Raw genomic sequence first — 17,396 nt, 5'->3', positions numbered from 1 at the left:
GCATATTTTATGATGGAAACCTATCATTTTATGTTATTTAAAAACTGAAGAAAATTATCAATTTTCAAATCCTCTTTGTATTTTTCTTCTTTATGAGACACTTTTTGAAAAGATTTGTCTCAGTTTTTATAAAAAAAAGCAAAAGTTTTGAGACGTGTCTTTACACAGTTATATAAATAAGTTATTACTAAAATAAGAAGGTGATCATTTGATTGAAAAAATACTCTTAGATTCCCGAGCATTAGACAAAATCGGACTCTACGGAAAATTATTATCAATTGCTCCGGGTGAATACAACATAGAGTTCGTGAAAAATCTGACCCATTTAAGTACAACGAGATTGAAAAGTTTACTTTCCTCGATCCAAGAGGACCTGCAAAACCTTTCCCCAGTAAATCTTTCATTACATAAAAACACCCTCAGTCTCCCTAAAAATTTGATTGAATACAATCAATATCAGCAGTTTTTAGCCCAAGTAAGTATTTCTTATAAAATGTTGTTAAGTATCTTGACCAACCAAGATGAAAGCTTGCTGGCATTTTGCCAAAGAAACTATATCAGTCGTTCGACTTGTTTCCGACAAACTAAAAAGCTGCAGGATCATTTAAAGGAATTCAACATAACCTTAAACCAATCGGCCATGACGCTTACCGGTTCAGAGATGGTGATTCGCATCTTGTTGTTTAATTTTATCTGGCATATTTCTTTAGGAGATAGTTTGGCACAGGCATATAATCAAGAGATCGAAGAGTTATTTGTTACCTATGAAGGAACAAAATACCAAAGTAAATATGAAATTGGTAAAAAAGAAGCATTACTCCATTGCAAAATTTGTCTTTTCCGGATCAAGGATGGTCACTCAACGAATCTTTATGAATTAACGAATAAGTCCTTTATTCCCAGTTGCGAAAGTCTTGATTTCTTTTCTGCTTTCTTTAAGCTCATTGATTCAGCAATAGACATTCTTGAGATCAATTCATTGTTTTTTCTTTTTTATTACTGGCCGATGCTGACTTCCGCAAACGATGTGCGTCTGCCGATCGTTGCAAATTGTTACAAGCATGAAAAACAGGAACTAAAAGAACTGATGACTGAATTTGAAGACCATTGCCAAAAATTTCTCTGCGATTTTGACTTTGATCACCAATCGTTTCTTTATATGAATACATATCTTACCTTGCTGAAATTCTGCATATTCAAGCAAAAAGTCCCTCTTTCCAATTTTTTCGAAGCAAACGTGATCAAAGATAAATACCCATTACATACGATTTTGACAAATACCATTCAAAGTTTTTGGCGTAAAATAGCAAATCGTAAAGGTTATGAATGGTTGAAAACCTGTTATGCCGATCTTGCCTTTTATCAAGCCTGTTTGCTTTACCCCGTTTACATCGAAAAGGAACAGAAATATAAGCTTAAAGTGGCTTTCGTCTATGTATCCAATTATTTGGTTTCAATGGAAGTTTTTAATATATGTGAGCGACTACCATTCGTTGCGATAGAGCGGATCACACTGCCAACTGAAGAACCATTTGATTTTTATATCCTGAGTGCGCCTCAGCTTTTCCCTCCCTATACAACCGAAAAAAATTCGGCAATCATTGATTTTTGTCGCTATTATGACTTTGAAACAGATCTCTGTCAGAAATTACTGGCTGCTTTTAATGAAAAAATCAAAAAGTTGACGGGTTAAAATCAACTGGCGCACTTCGGCAAACGCAAGGAGGTCTTTTGAAAAAGATTGAAAACTATACAAATAACCCCTTGGATTCAATCGATGAATCCAAGGGGTTATGCATTATTTGTCTGTGTGTATAATTACATAGTTTAAATCAACCGAATATGGGTCAATGGATAATAAACAAAACGAGCATTGCCTAAAATAGCCTCTCCTGATATTGGTCCAAAGGAACGACTATCTTTGGAGGCACGTCGATTGTCACCAATGACAAAGTAACTATCTTTCCCTAATTTCTCAACGCCTAATAAAGATTCTAAATCAAAATCATTGGTATAAGAAGCAGACTCGTGGTCATTGCTACGGTTTTTCACTAGAAAATCTTCATCTACTGGTTCATCATCAATGTAAAGCTGATCATTGACATATTTCACTGACTCACCCGGTAAGCCAATCACCCGCTTGATATAGGTCGAACCATCCGGCAGTTGGAAAACAACGACATCAAAACGTTGGATCGGCGAAATCTTCTCAATGACCACCATGTCTCCTTGTTTTAAAGTTCCTTCCATCGAATTTCCTTCAACAGGAACTGGGATCAACAAGAATGCCCGAATCAAGAAGGCTGTTGCAAAAGCGATCAACGCATATTTCACTACTAGCCAAAAACGATCAACCCAAAGTTTTTTCGACGCCACACGTCTGCCTCCTCTCCAACTTTTCACTTAGTTTATTGTTCAGAAAGCAAGGACAGTGCTTTTAAGTATGCTGGGTCCTCTGCTTTGAGTTTCGCCGTTACTTCTTTTTCAATTGCTTGGGCCGTGTCTGCATCGACTTCCCCAGTTCCCTTTAAATCATGGGCTTCTTGGAAGGACTGCACAGCTGCGGTCGTCTCATCATTGAAGGTATCACCACTGGTTGAATACCCCAACGCTTTAAGAAACTGATTTAGATTGTTGACTGCCGTTGACGATTGGCCAGCTTTTAAAGCATGGTCCCGTGGTAATGGCGGGAAATACGCATATTCTGGATAGTCCTCTTCATAATCCGGCATCACGCCTTGATCATTGACCCAATTTTCATTCGGGGTCAACCATTTCATGACCGTCATTTTTAATTCACTGTTATCCCCCAGATCCTTCACATTCTGGACAGTCCCCTTACCAAAGGTTTCCGTACCAACGACTGGAATATTCGCTGATTCTTGCAAGGCTGCAGCAAAAATTTCCGATGCGGAGGCACTGCCTCCATCGACTATAACAACGACCGGCTCTGTGACTTTGAATCCTTCGTCCAAAGTTTCACTCGCTTTGGTTTCACTGATTACCCCTTGGTTATTGGCAAATTTCACGATCGTTTGACCGTTTTCCAAAAACATACTCGCCATGATCTGGACTTGGTCTAGCAGTCCACCAGGATTTTGTCTTAAATCTAGTACAAACGACTTTGCACCGGCTTCCCGCAGTTCGGTGATGGTTTCTTTCAACTCAGCTGCCGTGTTTTCACCAAAGGAAGTAATGTCGATACGACCGATCGTTTCATCACTTTCAGCGATTTCTCCATGAACCGTTTCGATGGGGATCACATCCCGAGTAATCTCCACATCAAATGTGTCCTCTCCACGTTGAATCGTTAAGGTGACTTTCGTCCCTTTCTCACCACGAATCTTACCCACGACTTCAGATAATTCTTGACCCTGCGTATCTTCACCATCTACCTTGACGATTCGGTCATTCATTCGCAGGCCGCTTTTTTCAGCAGGCGTATTTTTTATCGGGGCTTGTGCGACTTCTGGATAGTCTTCCACGATCGACAAGGTAGCACCAATCCCTTCAAAACTGCCAGAAAGTGATTGTTCTAAGTTATCCGCATCCGATTGATTCAAATACGTTGTATAAGGATCATCTAGCGCATCAGTCATTCCCTGTAGGGCGCCTTCTATCAAGGCATCCTCATCGACTTCTTGGTAATAATTCGCGAGGATCTGGTCATATAGCGACTGGATTTTCTCCATCCCGCTGGCTTCTGTGCTCGTTTCTGTCACCGGTTGCGTCGTCTGCTGATTTTGCTGAGCCGTTTGCCATAAATAGACACCGCCTCCTGACAAAATTGCGACACAAACGAGAGAAACGATATATCGGCTCGTCGTTAAACCTTTCATTCACAACACCTCTCTGAGAAAAAACAGCTTCGTTCTGTGGATTTTATGCAACCATACAAAACGAAGGACAGTTTTTTATTTGTTATTTTCGAGATACTCTGCCCAAATACGATCAAAAATATCCATGGATGGCAAATAATCAACATTTAGTTCCAGATAAGAAGAGACTTCATCATAGTCATCGCTGTGCTTCGGAAACTGGATATCATGACTTGCATGAGTAGCAAAGATCTGGGCCTCATCTGTATGACTCGGTCCTTTGACTGCCATTAAATAGCTATAAAAACTTTTACGCATGTTCTTGCTCCCAATGATTTTCTAAAAAGGCTGCTCTACGGGCGTGATTGCGAGCAAAATTCTCAGGATTCTTTTTGTAATACTCTTGGTGCTCTTCTTCCGCTAAATAAAAGGGTTGGGCTGGTTCGATCGTGGTCACGATCGGATCGGTAAAGCGACCGGAAGCTTGAAGTGCCTCTTTGCTGGCTTCGGCTTTTTGTCGTTGCTCTTCATTAAAATAGAAGATAGCCGGACGATAATTGTCGCCACGATCTTCAAATTGCCCAAACGCATCCGTTGGATCTGTTTGCTGCCAATAAATCGTCAAAAGATCTTCATAACTGATTTTTTCAGGATCAAAGATGATTTCCACTGCTTCGGTATGCCCGGTTTGATGGCTTTTGACTTCTTCATAGGTTGGATTTTCGGTATGTCCTGCGGTATAGCCAGAAAAAATCGAATGCACGCCCTCTAGTTCATCAAAGGGTTGGATCATACACCAGAAGCACCCACCGGCAAAAATTGCTCGTTCCATTATTCATCCTCCGTTTCAGCTGGTAAATATAAACTCATTTGAATTTCATCATCCACAAGATTGATTTTGTTGGCTTTGATAAACAAGCCGTTTTGCATGCGGAATTGATCCAATCGAATCAAAATAATTTGTTCATCGGCATTGACATCGATCCATTCAGGAAATTTAAAACTACGTTTGATCATTTTCATCACTTCACTGGTGGGCAGATCCAAGGTGCCGATTGATAAGCTTTTGGCCTTTAATTGGACATTGCCTTCTTCCGTCACATAAGGATCAAAATAGAGATAGAAGGTGATAGGAAATCCTAATACTTGAAACTCGCCTGTTAAGAGTGCTTCATTTCTTAGCTCAAAATTATATTTGACCTCTTGATCCTTTTGAAAATCAGATAGATAAAAATCAATCAATTGATTGACTTGGCTTTTGTTGCTGTTAACGGTCAGAACAGGACTGCCCTCCCGTTGAACAAGTTCGGCACTTTCATTTAAGCCGGTTTCCCGCTGCTGAAAAATTCTTGAAGCAAAGAAAACCGTTGTCCCTAAAAGGATACCGACCAACACTAGGAAGGCAATTTTCCAGTAGTTGATCGCTTTTTTATTCGTTGTAGCTGTTTTTTCCGGCTGCTTCGTTGATTCGCTTGGTTTCATTTTGTATCCTCCTCTAGCAACCAATAGTTTTGCGTTTTGATCACTTCATCGCGAACGGCATTCGCCATCAGTTGATACCCAAGATTATTGGGATGGAAGCGATCGCCTTCATACAAAACATTGTTTGTAATGTTATTTCCAACGGCTTGCGATGAATCAGTGGTCGTTGAAGGACTACTTTGCGTTTCATCCGAAGCTGTCGTTGATGAATCAGATAAGCGTTCTGTGTCCGATGATTCGGCAGTTCCCTCTGATTCCCCTCCTTCGGTATCAGCAATACCGACCTCATCACTTAACCCTTTATAGAGCAAATCGTTGATAGGAATAAAAAAGGCCTTTTCTTGCTGATTGACGAACGTTTCCGTTTGCTTATTCCAGTTATCAATGATCGTTTGCATATCCGTGATTTCTGGGAAATTCAGATAAAATGGATTGTAGATGCCCAAGACATAGATTGGTGCATCACTATTCAAATCGCGAATTTGAGCAAACAAGTCTTTTAAACGTTCTTTGTAATCTTCCATCGGTTCCGTAAACGTCTCAATGCTCAAGCCGAAGAAATTGCTCTGAATCACTTTTAGTACATCGTTACCGCCGACAGTCAAGGTAATCAAATCCGCTTGACTGAGGTCTTGCCGCAAGTCTTCATCATTTTTGACTCGCTTTAAAATCTGATCACTTCTTTCACCAGCGACCCCATAATTTTTGGCTACCAAATTGTTCAAATCATAGCGGTCCTCTAAATCCCCCGCTAAAATTGGCACAAAGCCGCCACGAGCTGTTTCATCACCAACCCCTTCCGTTAATGAATCCCCAAGTGCGAGATACTCGATGGCGGATTTTTTTGAGTCATTGGCCGCCAGCTTATTAACAGGGGTCAACAGTGGTTGCGCTTTGGGAACAGCAAAATGAAACAAGAAGCCAGTTCCAATGGCTATCAGTCCCACAACAAGTAAATAAGTTACTATTTTTTTCCATTTCACAGGTATTCAAACTCCTTTGTAATCTTTGCTATTTTAACAAAATTCTCATAAAATTCCTAGTCGCAATCCTTCAAACTTAAGAAAGAAAACAGCTCCCTACTCTCTGAGTAGACAAAAATCGCAGCTTCATTCTGCTTTTTCTTCTTTTCAGCTTTTCATACACCAAAAAGCGATTCGTCGTCAAACGAATCGCTGAAAGAAACATCCTTTTTATTCCGTACTGTAAGTAATCGCAAAAGCACCTTTGCCAGTGTGAGTGGCGATGATCGGTGTTGTGTGAAGCAATGGGATCTCCAAGTCAGGAAACAGTTCTGCTAGTTCTTTTTGGAAACGTTCCGTGATTTCTAATCCTTCAGCATGAGAAATACCAATTTTCGTCACTTTAGGCATATTCTTCAATTCTACTTTTAATTCCTCAAACCATTTATTAAACGTCTTGACACCGCGTCCTTTGACGACTGGAATCAGTTCTGAATGATCAAAATCCATGATCACTTTCATGTTCAGCAAACTCGATAAAAGACCTTTGGCACGACTGATACGACCGCCTTTTACTAAGTTTTCTAACGTTGAAACGCCGATAAATAATTTCGTATGTTCACGCACCAAATCCACTTCAGGTAACACTTCTTCTAGTGTCTTACCGGCTTTAGCCAATTCAGCTGCCCGAATCACTTGAAAAGCCAGCGCTTGATCTGTCGTGTCGCTATCAATCACCGTGACTTTGGCTTTTGATAAATGACTGGCTTGACGAGCCGCTTCCACGGTTCCGCTCAGGCCTTTGGTCATATGGATCGATAAAATTTCACTGCCATCTTTGCCTAATTCATCATATAATTCTACAAAATGACCGATCGGCGGCTGGCTAGTTTTAGGTAATTCTTTGGCTTGCGCCATCATTTGCATAAATTTTTCTCCCGGTAGCGTTTCATCATCTGGATAAACGACACCATCAATCATTACAGATAAAGGCACAACATGGATAGCCAAAGCATCACGGACACTTGGTTCCATCGTACTGGAAGAATCTGTCACAATTTTAAGATTTGCCATCATATATTCACTCTCTCTTTAAATCAAGTCTTTTTTCATGGTAAAATAACCACAGACCATTTATACTAAGTATAACAGAGAGAAAATTTTTTTTCATCTAATTTCGATTCGAAAGGACGGTGCCGAATGCAGCACATGAAGTTTAGTCGCAGATATTTGATCGTCAATGAAGTATTAAATGCAGTAACTCACGGGATCGGATTAGGACTGAGTATCGCAGGACTGGTCATTCTCTTAATCAAGGGGGCAAATCTAGGGTCACCTATCCACATCGTTTCCTATGCCATATATGGGTCAATGATGATTTTGCTCTTCCTCTTTTCTACCTTATTTCACAGTTTGATTTTTACCAAAGCAAAAAAGGTCTTCCAAGTCTTTGATCATGCCTCCATTTTCTTGCTGATCGCCGGAAGCTATACTCCTTTTTGTTTGCTTAGTATCCAAGGCTGGCTTGGCTGGTCACTCTTCGTCTTGATTTGGCTACTCGCAATTAGCGGCATCGTTTATAAGTCACTGACTCTTCATAAAAAAGAGACCGTCTCTAAAATTTCCACCCTGATCTACATCATCATGGGCTGGCTATGTGTCGTCGCCTTTAAACCTCTGATCGAACATTTAGGCTATTGGGGAACATTTTTACTAGCAAGCGGTGGTGTTTCTTATACTGTGGGTGCGCTATTCTATAGTTTAAAATCCGTTCGATTCATGCATGTGGTTTGGCACTTATTCGTTATGTTAGGAGCTGGACTAATGTACTTCTCTGTCTTGTTTTATACCTAAACAGTAAGTGCGATTAAATAAAAGATCAGGGAACCTTCATTAGAGAAAGGTCCCTGATCTTTTATTTTTTATGATAAAACTCGAATCGATGGGGATAATGGTTTTTTTCATCGATGATCCCATCGACCATATGATCAAGTTTCCATTGCGTCCAATCAATCTCTGGGAAATACACATCTCCGTTAAACTCCGCATCGATCACTGTACGGTACAATTGATCGCAATCGTCAATCATCGCTTCAAAAACACCCGCTCCACCAGTTAAAAAAACAGGATGCTCTTGCTGCTTCACATACGTTAAGATTTCCTCTCGGTCATGCATCACCAAGGCACCGTTGGCTTGATAATCTCGATCACTTGTCAAAACGATCGTCGTCCGTTGTGGCAACAATCTTTTTCCCATGCCTTCAAAGGTTTTGCGCCCCATAATGATCGTATTATTGATGGTTTGCTCTTTAAAAAATTTCAAATCATTCGGCAAATGCCACGGCAGTGTGCCATCCGCTCCGATCAACCCCTTTTGATCTTGTGCCCAAAGTGCGATCAACATAAATATTACATCCCTTCTGTATAAAATGATTCAGAAATATCCGCAGCGACTTGCAGTCGCTGCATCAGCTGAAAAGCCGATTCATGCTCAAATGGATCTTTGTTGCGCTCATCAAAGCGCAAGCCATCACAGGCTTGGTAAACAATTGTGCCGCCACTTCTTTGGACATTTCTTGGCCATTCTCCATCGTTTAAACGCGCGTTGTTGTTTTTCAGCAAGGTCGGTATCAGGGAGATCGGAAAGAGAGCACTGCCGGCTGCGACATCAATTTCTTCTATTTGAAAAAAGTCGGCGGCGATCTCGTTGATCAAGCACTCCGTTCTTTGCCACGTTTGCGGATGACTCGCAAATGCCCTTGCAGTTCGTCCTAGGATACAATACGTATTCTCTGGTAATGGCTGTTTGCTTATTGCCACAAGTTCTTCTGGGTACGTCTCGATCCACGTCACGACGCGATCAAAATCACAAATATGCAATGAATCCAGCATTGGTAGGTTGTGCTGTGCAGCAAAAACAAGCCTTCTGCGGGCATCTGCCGCTCCTTTTGCTGGTATAAAAATGGCAATGCACTGCTGATTTGACCGAATGGCTTCTTTTAGCTCCGGCACCGTTTCTTCGGATACGGATAGCCAAACTGCATCATAGTGCTGATCCAAGAAATCAATGACTTGCTCAATGAGCGCTGCATTAATCGATCCAGCATGTCTCTGATGAAAGGTCGCCGCAAAGCCTCGTTTGTGGGTATTTTCCATTACGCCTCATTCCTTTCTTTATGAAATGAAACCAAACAACCACTTAAACTGCAATCGGCGCTTTGATCGTTGGATGCGGATCATACCCAACCAGCGTAATATCTTCCATTTCAAAATCGAAGATCGATTGTTTTTCAGGATTTAACTGTAAGGTTGGCGCAGGACGCACTGTACGAGTCAATTGTTCTTTCATTTGTTCCATATGATTGCTATAAAGATGAGCATCGCCTAATGTATGGACAAAATCTCCGACTTCTAGTCCAGTTTCATGAGCAATCAGGTGCGTCAATAGCGCATAACTAGCAATATTGAAGGGAACACCTAAAAAGACATCGGCACTGCGTTGATACAACTGACAGCTTAAGCGACCCTCATGAACATAAAATTGAAACATTGTGTGACAAGGCGGCAACGCCATCGTCGGTACATCTTCTGGATTCCAAGCAGAGACGATCAAGCGACGAGAGTCTGGCGTTGTTTTGATCATGTCGATCACTTCTTTGATTTGATCGATAAACCCACCCGTACTTTTTTCCCAATGCCGCCATTGGTACCCGTAAACATGACCCAAATCGCCGAAAGTTTCAGCGAAAGCATCATCGGCAAAGATTTTTTCACAAAACTGTTTCAACTCATGTTGGTACTGTTCATTGAAAGCTTCATCCACCAATGAACGGCGACCAAAGTCTGTCATATCAGGACCTGTATAAGCATCACTTTTAATATAGCGTTCAAACGCCCATTCATCCCAAATGTGGTTATTATGCTCTAGCAGATAACGAATGTTGGTATCTCCTTTTAGAAACCATAATAATTCACTTTTGATCAAACCAAAAGGAACTCTCTTGGTTGTCAACAATGGAAAGCCTTGGGACAGGTCAAAACGCATTTGGTGACCAAAGACACTGCGCGTTCCCGTTCCTGTACGGTCGCTTTTATCATTGCCTTCTGTTAAAATCTTTTTTCCTAGCTCTAAATATGCTTGTTCCATCGTTTTTCTCCTTTACTCTAGACAAATTCGCTCAAATATTCCCAACGATCTATTTTTTCTGCCAGTTGCGTTTCAACCTCGCTGATTTCTTGCTGTAATTTTTGGAGCTTCGTAAAGTCCGCACCTTGATGATTCATTTCTTCAGTTAAAGCGGCTGCTTTTTCTTCTAATGCCGCAATATCATCCTCAATCGTCGCCCACTCTTTTTGTTCCATATAACTCAGTTTCTTTTTGACAGGCGCTGCAGCAGTCGCCTCACTTTCAGCAGAATGTGAATCGGTTTTTGTTTCTTTTGGCTCTAGTACACTCGAACTAGCTTTATTGGTATTGGCTGCTAGATATTCATTGATGGAACCAAAGTAGGACTTAATCTTGCCATTTCCTTCGAAGATCAGCAATTTTTGGGCAACTTTATCTAAAAAGTAACGGTCATGGGAAACAGTGATGACTGCACCTGGAAATGTTTCCAAATAATTTTCCAAAATCGTCAAGGTATCAATATCCAAATCGTTGGTTGGTTCATCTAACAAGAGAACATTTGGCTGTCCAATCAATAGCTTGAGTAAAAATAGTCGTCGTTTTTCCCCGCCAGACAGCTTGCCGATCTTGGTGCCATGCATGGATCGCGGAAACAAAAACTGTTCCAGCATTTCTGCGACACTGACTTGTGAGCCATCCACTTTTTGCACTTCCTCGGCTGCTTCTTGCAAATAAGCAATCATTCGCTGATCAGGGTTCATCGCTTCAATCGTTTGCGTATAATAAGCCATTTTCACCGTCACGCCCATCGTACGCTCCCCTTCTTCTAAAGGCAGGCGTCCAGCTAAAATATTGAGCAACGTTGATTTGCCCGCACCGTTTTCTCCTGTGATCCCTAAGCGTTCTCTTGATTGAATCAACAAATCAAAGTGTGACAAAATCGTTTTGTTTTCAATCTGGAAACTCGCATCTTTTAGTTCTAAGACTTGTTTGCCTAAGCGTGTCGTAGCAACATCAATGGCCACTTCGCCGTTCCGTTTTACTTGATGTAGGTTTTCTTTTAAATCATCGAAACGATCGATCCGGGCCTGTTGTTTCGTTGTACGGGCTTTTGCACCAGTACGAATCCAAGCCAACTCATGTTTGTACAACTGCTTGCGTTTGTCTTCTTGCGTCTCCTCCACACGTTCTCGTTCTGCTCGAGCATGAAGATACGTCTCGTAATTGCCTTGATATTCATGCAACTTGCCAAAGGACAATTCAAAAATCCGATTAACGACTCGATCCAAAAAGTAGCGATCGTGGGTCACCATCAGTAACGCACCCCGATAATTCTTTAAATAGCCTTCCAACCATTGAATTGCATCATAGTCCAAGTGGTTAGTCGGTTCATCCAATAACAACAGGTCTGGTTCATCGATCAACACTTGAGCCATAGCTACTCGTTTCTTTTGACCTCCAGATAACTCACTGACCTTTTTCTCTAACTCACTGATCCCAAGCTTTTGTAAAATAATCTTGGCAGTTGTATCTGTATTCCAAGCATCGGCTTTATTCATCGCTTCTTCTGCCAACTGATAATTCCGTTGCGTTTGTTGATCCAAGCCATTATTCTCTAAGGCAATCAGCGCTTTTTCATAGTCACGAACAACGCGAATCAGCGGACTTGTGCCTTGAAAAACAGCATCTACAACAGATAATTCTTCTTGTAACTGATTGTCTTGAGCCAAGAAACCGATGCGATAATCTTGGGCGGCAAATACCGTTTGGCGATCGCCATCTCCGCGATCCAAACCGGCTAAGATCCGTAACAAACTCGATTTTCCCGTGCCATTGACACCGATCAAACCGATTCGATCTTTTTCATGTATCAGAAAAGAAAGCTGATCAAACAGTGTTTTTTCACCGTAAGTTTTGGTTAATTCACTTACTTTTAATTCTTTCACAGAATCCCTCCTGAGTTTTTTCTTCGCTCATTGTACCACATTTCATCAACGGAGACGATGAGAGAAAAAAATCAATTTATGTAAAAAAAGAATGCCTTCGTCAGTTTATTCCATGGATGATCCATGTTGATCACCTACGGGGAATAACCTGACGAAGACACTCCATAAAACATGCATCACTTCATGCACCTTTTGAGACATATTATCGGCGGAACATCCGCTGTTTCGGCTGTTCTTCCGCTCGAGACATCGCATACGATTCTAACAGATTGACATTGCGTCGATATTCATTCGCAGAAATCGTCGAGATTTTTTCAGCAACTTCATATTCATCGATCGTCTTGCGCTCGAGATAATAGCCCCAAAGGACTTTCTTGACAAAAATCGGATCTTGCTCGATCATGATCGTTTCAATGAAATTGCTATGTTCAAACCGTTTGATGCTCATTTCTCGTTGACGAATAAAGAAATTGATCAGCGAGGAATCATAGACATCTTCTAAATTGCTCAAACTGTGAAAAATGTATTCGCTGTTTTTTAAGTAGATTTTTTGTACTTCAGAAATGTCTCGTTGTTTCAAGGCATCTTTCAGTTGCTGCCGTCGCTGTAAAAACAAACGAGGATGGATCAATACACGAATAAAGCGCTGAATAAAGAAGAGCCAAAAACTAAAGAATGAGAGAATTTGTTTTGCGAGGGAATGCTGTTGCTGAGAAATAAACCGTGAATAAAAACGATAGCCATTTAGACTGACTTTCCCATTTCGATAGGCTTCATCCAAGCCATCTTGTTCGATCGACAAGATCAACCCTTGAATTTCTTGGATTTCTTGTTTTTCTGAATCTGTCAAACTATTGCGATACAATTCCCAACGGCGATTTTCATAGGAATTGATGACAGCATCAATCGCTAAGCGACCTTTATCAGAAAGCTCTTGTTTTTCTTCTGCTTCCAATTGTTCGATGACGTCTTCTAAGATCAGCAAGTGATTGAAGTCGACACTTTCGGCAGCTTCACCATCTGCCAAATAAGGCAAGACCATCACGCTGATGATCAATGTCAGCAAAATCACACAGGCGGTCAAAAACAAGAGCAAGCTCCGTTCCTGAAACGGTGTCTCATGCACCATCACCGGTAAAATAAAGATAGCTGCCAAACTGACTGTTCCCTTGACGCCACCAAAAGTCAACAAGGCGACTTGATTCATGGATACTTGTTTTTTTGACTGTAAGAACCAGTAATAAAATAGTAAAAAGAGAAAACGAACGAGGAAAATCATCGCTGTGACGACTAAAATCGTGATGACTAGATGCCAGTTTGCATAATTTTTGCTTTCCCAGATCGGTGAGAAGACTTGTGACAACTCGATCCCTAGAAAGAGAAACACTAATGCGTTCAATGTAAAGACTATGGTCGACCACGTGCTTTCCGAAATGTTCGCCAACTCTGCATCAAACAACGAGATTCGCCGTTTTCTTTGGGCTTGGGCTACACCTGCCACAACTGCTGCGATAATCCCTGAGACTCCGATCATTTCTGCCAGCAAATAGGCAGCAAATGGCAAGAGCAGTTCAATCAATAAGTATACTGTGACATCTTGTGCCGAGATTTTTTCAATAAAACGTAAAATCCGGCGTTTCAGCCACACAATCAAGTAACCGATAAGCCCGCCGCCGATACTAGAGAAAAGGAGTTGGAAACCTGCGTTGGCTGCTGAAAAACTCCCGGTGGTCAAAGCCACGATAGCAAACTGTAATGCGGTAACCCCCGAAGCATCATTCAGTAAGCCCTCGCCTTCCAGAATATGCATAATATTTTTGGAAATTTTCAAACGTTTTGCTAATGAGGAGACTGCCACTGCATCAGTTGGTCCTAAAGCAGCACCAAAAGCGAAGCAAGCAGCCAGAGGAATCGTCGGCATTAGCCAATGGAGTGTTCCCCCGACGGCAAATAATGTCATTAACACGCCACCAAAAGCCAAAAACAGCACGATCTTGCTGTTTTTTAAGATTTCCGGAACGTCTGCCCGCTCCCCTTCACGAAATAGCAATGGACCAATGATCATTACTAAGAACATTTCTGGCTCAAAGGCGATCTCTTGGCCCATCTCTGTAAGACCTAATAAAATTCCTAAAATAATTTGAATAAAAAAGATCGGTACCGAGGGCAATATTTTGCTCGCCACATTTGATAATGTGACAAGAATTGCAATGATAATGACGAGTTCAATAAATTCCATCCATTACCCTCTTTTCTTTCGAATTGCTAATAACAGCTCAAGAAAATCTTCTTTTTTTAAAAGGATCTTGTCGTTTAGAAGACCTAACTCCTTTTCGTTATTTTCAATCTCGCATTGGACACGTCGTGATTCCAAGCGGTAAAGATCATGTTTCATTCGTTCAAATTTTCGGAAAAGCAATGGATTTTTCCGTTGCAAATAATCCCGAATCTCCTTTTTTTCAGCTGGTGTAAATTGTCCCAACTGTTTCATTAACTCTTGTTTACTTAAACATTCCTTGTTCATAATTACGTTTTTTACCCCTTTTATCATCAGTTTATCTTTTTATTTAACGTGCAAATCAAAATTATCTCTTGACCGCTAGTATTCTAAGCCAATCATTCAAAAATAGCAAGTCTTTCTCACTAAATGTTGGTTTTCTATCAGTTTTCTTATAAAACAAAAAAACCGCAGTCTTCACTGCGATTTTTTATGCTTATTTCATATATAAGTCGTAGTAAGCATCCATGATTTCTTTGGCGATTTGAATATTTGGATGGGTATCTGTGTCCCCTTTTAATTGAGGCATTACGATCGCGATGGCAATATCCGCATCGCTGCTAGGTCCGTAGGCAACGATGTTTAGGTTAACTAAGCTGATGGTATTGCCATTACTATCCACAATTGGTGTTTCGGCAGTACCTGTTTTGGCAGAGACCTCCATTTTCGCAGAAGCCAATCCTTTGGCAGTTGCCCAAGCATCCGTTCCATGAACTGCATCATAAAATCCATTTTGAACAATTTGCATTTGAGCATCTGTTAAACCAACTTCGTTCAATACCGTTGGTTCGATCTCTTCAATCAGTGAGCCAAGACCACCAGTTTCATCATTGCCGTAAATGCCGTCGACGATGTGAGGCTGCAATCTTTTGCCACCATTAGCAACAGTTGCTGCATATTGTGCCAGTTGCAACGTCGTATAGGTATCAAACTGACCAAAAGCCAAGTCAAGGATCTTCCCACCATCACTGACCGGGTCCATGTTATCGATCGATGTGCTGATACCAGTCGCTTCTCCCGGTAAATCGATCCCAGTTTCAGTTCCCATACCAAAAGAGGCAAAAGACGAACGTAGTTTTTCATAGACATCCCCTTGACGATCCACTGTTGGAATCGAGATACCTGACTGATAATTGATGCCCATCAAACGTAAAGCGACTTGCATCATATAGGAGTTAGAAGAAACTTCCAACGCCTGCTCCGCAGAAAGGTTACGATTATTTGCCCCAGTTGGGTTGAAAATTGAGGCTTTGACATCGGAGCCAATTCTGATTGGTTGATCCAATAACACTTCATTGCCGTTTAAGACCCCATTTTCCCAGCCGGCAGCCAAAGTCCCGGCTTTGACAACGGACCCTGGTACAAAGGAATTAATGAAGGTACCAATGGCATTTTCCTGCAATTCATTTGAACCTGTGTCATGATGATAACCAGACATTGACAAAACGCCGCCGGTTTTTGGATTTAACGCCACTGCGTATACCCCTGGAGAATATTCAGCTGCCCCAGAATCAATCAGTTTTTGGAAATTGTCTTGCAAAATTTTGTCAACTTTCGCCTGAAACTCAGCATCCAATGTTAGAACAAGGTTATCCCCTTTTGCTCCAGCAAAGGTTTCTTTTTGACTTTCAATATTATTATTGTTATCAAGGGAGATCTCAGAAATGGATTTTGTACCTTGTAAGACTTCTTCATACTGCTGCTCTAAATAGCTACGTCCAACACGGTCATTACGAGCATAGCCTTTTTCTAAAAATTCGTCTAGAACTTCTTCAGGAATTCCTTGTTCTTCACTAGTCACCGTTCCGATCAAACTAGCCAGAGAACTTCCTTCAACGATCTTTCGTGTCCAATCGGTACCGGTGGAGATTCCCGGTAAATCGACCATGTTTTCAGCAACAATAGCTAATTCACGGTCAGACACATCCGACGTCTTAATAAAGACCGTACTCAAAGATTGGGCGCTATTCATCCGCTTAAAAATCGTGGCTGCTTCTAATTCTGCATCAGAAAAATTGATTTCATCTTCTGTCACTTTATCAACGGTTGCCGCATATTGTTCAGAAGTACCTAAAGAACGCTCTTCATCACTCAATCGGTCAGTTGCTGCTTCAAGATTGTCTTCATCTGCCAGCCAAAAATCCTTAAGATCTCGATCAGACAAGTTTTTGTCCACAGGAACTTCGATCAACTCGCTCAATTTTTTGGCCGTTTCTAACAGATCTTGAGCGGTCATTTTGTTTCCGCGGGTAAATGTGATTGCCGCATTGGCTTGATTTTCCACCAGCGCTTTTCCAGAAGCGTCATAGATCATTCCCCGTGGGGCGCTTCCTTTGACTTCCACTACAGATGAAGCTTTCAACTGCTGCTCAATATTGTCGCCATTGACGATCTGTAGATAGCCTAATTGAACGATCAAAGATACAAACAAAGCAAAAATAATAAAAAACAAAAAGTTCAATCGAAATGGAACATGAGATTTGCGATACGATTTAGCCTTTGGTTCTTCTGGCCCCTTACGTATCCCTTGGACAACTTTATCTTTCAAATTCTTCATCTCATCTATCCTTCCAATCTATAATGACTACTGTCCTATTTTACCAAAAAATTCGATTCGAAACAGAAAAAACAAAAAATATCCATTAATCCTTAGAAAAAACTATAAAAATTGGCGTCATTCCGAGTAAATGTTTCACAGTTTGATTGTTTCATTTTCATTCTTTCATGAAAAAATTGTTTTTTTAAGCTTTCTTATGTTTTTTCATTTGATGATCTCGTGAAACA

The 17,396-nt window shown here is 41.0% G+C and carries 16 protein-coding genes; 2 read left to right on the top strand and 14 right to left on the bottom strand.

The window, feature by feature from the left end:
- The first annotated feature begins 208 nt into the window (after positions 1–208).
- Complete coding sequence (locus IGI84_RS05620; protein WP_200125203.1) at positions 209–1,693, top strand: helix-turn-helix domain-containing protein; 1,485 nt, start codon at positions 209–211, stop codon at positions 1,691–1,693.
- Between the two features lie 134 nt (positions 1,694–1,827).
- On the opposite strand, the gene lepB is transcribed toward IGI84_RS05620, so the two are convergent.
- The 7 genes from lepB to IGI84_RS05585 all read right to left on the bottom strand — a co-directional run bounded on the left by lepB (position 1,828) and on the right by IGI84_RS05585 (position 7,336).
- Positions 1,828–2,376, bottom strand: coding sequence for a signal peptidase I (gene lepB, locus IGI84_RS05615; RefSeq protein ID WP_077452557.1), 549 nt, complete (start codon positions 2,374–2,376; stop codon positions 1,828–1,830).
- A 32-nt stretch (positions 2,377–2,408) separates the two neighbouring features.
- On the bottom strand, positions 2,409–3,839 hold the full coding sequence (locus IGI84_RS05610; protein WP_200125205.1) for a S41 family peptidase: 1,431 nt from the start codon (positions 3,837–3,839) through the stop codon (positions 2,409–2,411).
- A gap of 75 nt (positions 3,840–3,914) precedes the next feature.
- Entirely contained in the window at positions 3,915–4,136 is a 222-nt protein-coding gene (locus IGI84_RS05605; protein WP_005229600.1) for a YozE family protein, read from the bottom strand.
- The gene (msrA, locus tag IGI84_RS05600) at positions 4,129–4,650 is read right to left on the bottom strand and encodes a peptide-methionine (S)-S-oxide reductase MsrA (protein WP_077452559.1); all 522 of its coding nucleotides are present in this window, start codon (positions 4,648–4,650) and stop codon (positions 4,129–4,131) included. Before msrA ends, IGI84_RS05605 begins: the two co-directional genes overlap by 8 nt.
- Positions 4,650–5,300 (bottom strand): YpmS family protein, encoded by a 651-nt coding sequence (locus tag IGI84_RS05595; RefSeq protein ID WP_077452560.1) that lies wholly within the window; start codon positions 5,298–5,300, stop codon positions 4,650–4,652. Before IGI84_RS05595 ends, msrA begins: the two co-directional genes overlap by 1 nt.
- Positions 5,297–6,283: an SGNH/GDSL hydrolase family protein gene (locus IGI84_RS05590; protein WP_200125207.1), complete on the bottom strand. Its 987-nt coding sequence runs from the start codon at positions 6,281–6,283 to the stop codon at positions 5,297–5,299. Before IGI84_RS05590 ends, IGI84_RS05595 begins: the two co-directional genes overlap by 4 nt.
- Positions 6,284–6,493: 210 nt before the next feature.
- Positions 6,494–7,336, bottom strand: a complete 843-nt coding sequence (locus IGI84_RS05585; RefSeq protein ID WP_081119177.1) for a DegV family protein — start codon at positions 7,334–7,336, stop codon at positions 6,494–6,496.
- A gap of 126 nt (positions 7,337–7,462) precedes the next feature.
- Here IGI84_RS05585 and trhA point away from each other — a divergent pair, with 126 nt between their 5' ends.
- Positions 7,463–8,116: a PAQR family membrane homeostasis protein TrhA gene (gene trhA / locus IGI84_RS05580; RefSeq protein ID WP_086292773.1), complete on the top strand. Its 654-nt coding sequence runs from the start codon at positions 7,463–7,465 to the stop codon at positions 8,114–8,116.
- A 61-nt stretch (positions 8,117–8,177) separates the two neighbouring features.
- Here trhA and IGI84_RS05575 read toward each other — a convergent pair whose 3' ends face one another.
- From IGI84_RS05575 to IGI84_RS05545, 7 genes are all read right to left on the bottom strand, one after another.
- Positions 8,178–8,666, bottom strand: coding sequence for a dihydrofolate reductase (locus IGI84_RS05575; protein WP_086292775.1), 489 nt, complete (start codon positions 8,664–8,666; stop codon positions 8,178–8,180).
- A 5-nt stretch (positions 8,667–8,671) separates the two neighbouring features.
- The gene (locus IGI84_RS05570) at positions 8,672–9,418 is read right to left on the bottom strand and encodes a hypothetical protein (protein ID WP_200125209.1); all 747 of its coding nucleotides are present in this window, start codon (positions 9,416–9,418) and stop codon (positions 8,672–8,674) included.
- Between the two features lie 43 nt (positions 9,419–9,461).
- Positions 9,462–10,409 carry a thymidylate synthase gene (locus tag IGI84_RS05565; protein WP_430600879.1) on the bottom strand — a complete coding sequence of 316 codons (948 nt, stop codon included), beginning with the start codon at positions 10,407–10,409 and terminating at the stop codon, positions 9,462–9,464.
- A gap of 17 nt (positions 10,410–10,426) precedes the next feature.
- Positions 10,427–12,334 (bottom strand): ABC-F family ATP-binding cassette domain-containing protein, encoded by a 1,908-nt coding sequence (locus tag IGI84_RS05560; RefSeq protein ID WP_140965433.1) that lies wholly within the window; start codon positions 12,332–12,334, stop codon positions 10,427–10,429.
- A 202-nt stretch (positions 12,335–12,536) separates the two neighbouring features.
- Positions 12,537–14,573: a cation:proton antiporter gene (locus IGI84_RS05555; protein ID WP_200125213.1), complete on the bottom strand. Its 2,037-nt coding sequence runs from the start codon at positions 14,571–14,573 to the stop codon at positions 12,537–12,539.
- A gap of 3 nt (positions 14,574–14,576) precedes the next feature.
- Entirely contained in the window at positions 14,577–14,858 is a 282-nt protein-coding gene (locus IGI84_RS05550; RefSeq protein WP_008379625.1) for a hypothetical protein, read from the bottom strand.
- A gap of 190 nt (positions 14,859–15,048) precedes the next feature.
- A complete protein-coding gene (locus tag IGI84_RS05545) occupies positions 15,049–17,169 on the bottom strand; it encodes a peptidoglycan D,D-transpeptidase FtsI family protein (protein WP_086292783.1) in 2,121 nt (706 codons plus the stop codon).
- Positions 17,170–17,396 lie beyond the last annotated feature (227 nt).

The sequence above is a fragment of the Enterococcus sp. DIV0008 genome, assembly GCF_050542615.1.
Taxonomy (GTDB): domain Bacteria; phylum Bacillota; class Bacilli; order Lactobacillales; family Enterococcaceae; genus Enterococcus_D; species Enterococcus_D innesii.
Note: the sequence above shows the minus strand (reverse complement) of the source record. Positions and strands in the feature narration are given on the sequence as shown.

Excerpts from the sequence above, each read along its gene's own strand:
- IGI84_RS05610 (WP_200125205.1), bottom strand. The coding sequence starts at position 3,839 with ATGAAAGGTTTAACGACGAGCCGATATATCGTTTCTCTCGTTTGTGTC.
- IGI84_RS05605 (WP_005229600.1), bottom strand. The coding sequence starts at position 4,136 with ATGCGTAAAAGTTTTTATAGCTATTTAATGGCAGTCAAAGGACCGAGT.
- msrA (WP_077452559.1), bottom strand. The coding sequence starts at position 4,650 with ATGGAACGAGCAATTTTTGCCGGTGGGTGCTTCTGGTGTATGATCCAA.
- IGI84_RS05595 (WP_077452560.1), bottom strand. The coding sequence starts at position 5,300 with ATGAAACCAAGCGAATCAACGAAGCAGCCGGAAAAAACAGCTACAACG.
- IGI84_RS05585 (WP_081119177.1), bottom strand. The coding sequence starts at position 7,336 with ATGGCAAATCTTAAAATTGTGACAGATTCTTCCAGTACGATGGAACCA.
- trhA (WP_086292773.1), top strand. The coding sequence starts at position 7,463 with ATGCAGCACATGAAGTTTAGTCGCAGATATTTGATCGTCAATGAAGTA.
- IGI84_RS05575 (WP_086292775.1), bottom strand. The coding sequence starts at position 8,666 with ATGTTGATCGCACTTTGGGCACAAGATCAAAAGGGGTTGATCGGAGCG.
- IGI84_RS05570 (WP_200125209.1), bottom strand. The coding sequence starts at position 9,418 with ATGGAAAATACCCACAAACGAGGCTTTGCGGCGACCTTTCATCAGAGA.
- IGI84_RS05565 (WP_430600879.1), bottom strand. The coding sequence starts at position 10,409 with ATGGAACAAGCATATTTAGAGCTAGGAAAAAAGATTTTAACAGAAGGC.
- IGI84_RS05555 (WP_200125213.1), bottom strand. The coding sequence starts at position 14,573 with ATGGAATTTATTGAACTCGTCATTATCATTGCAATTCTTGTCACATTA.
- IGI84_RS05550 (WP_008379625.1), bottom strand. The coding sequence starts at position 14,858 with ATGAACAAGGAATGTTTAAGTAAACAAGAGTTAATGAAACAGTTGGGA.
- IGI84_RS05545 (WP_086292783.1), bottom strand. The coding sequence starts at position 17,169 with ATGAAGAATTTGAAAGATAAAGTTGTCCAAGGGATACGTAAGGGGCCA.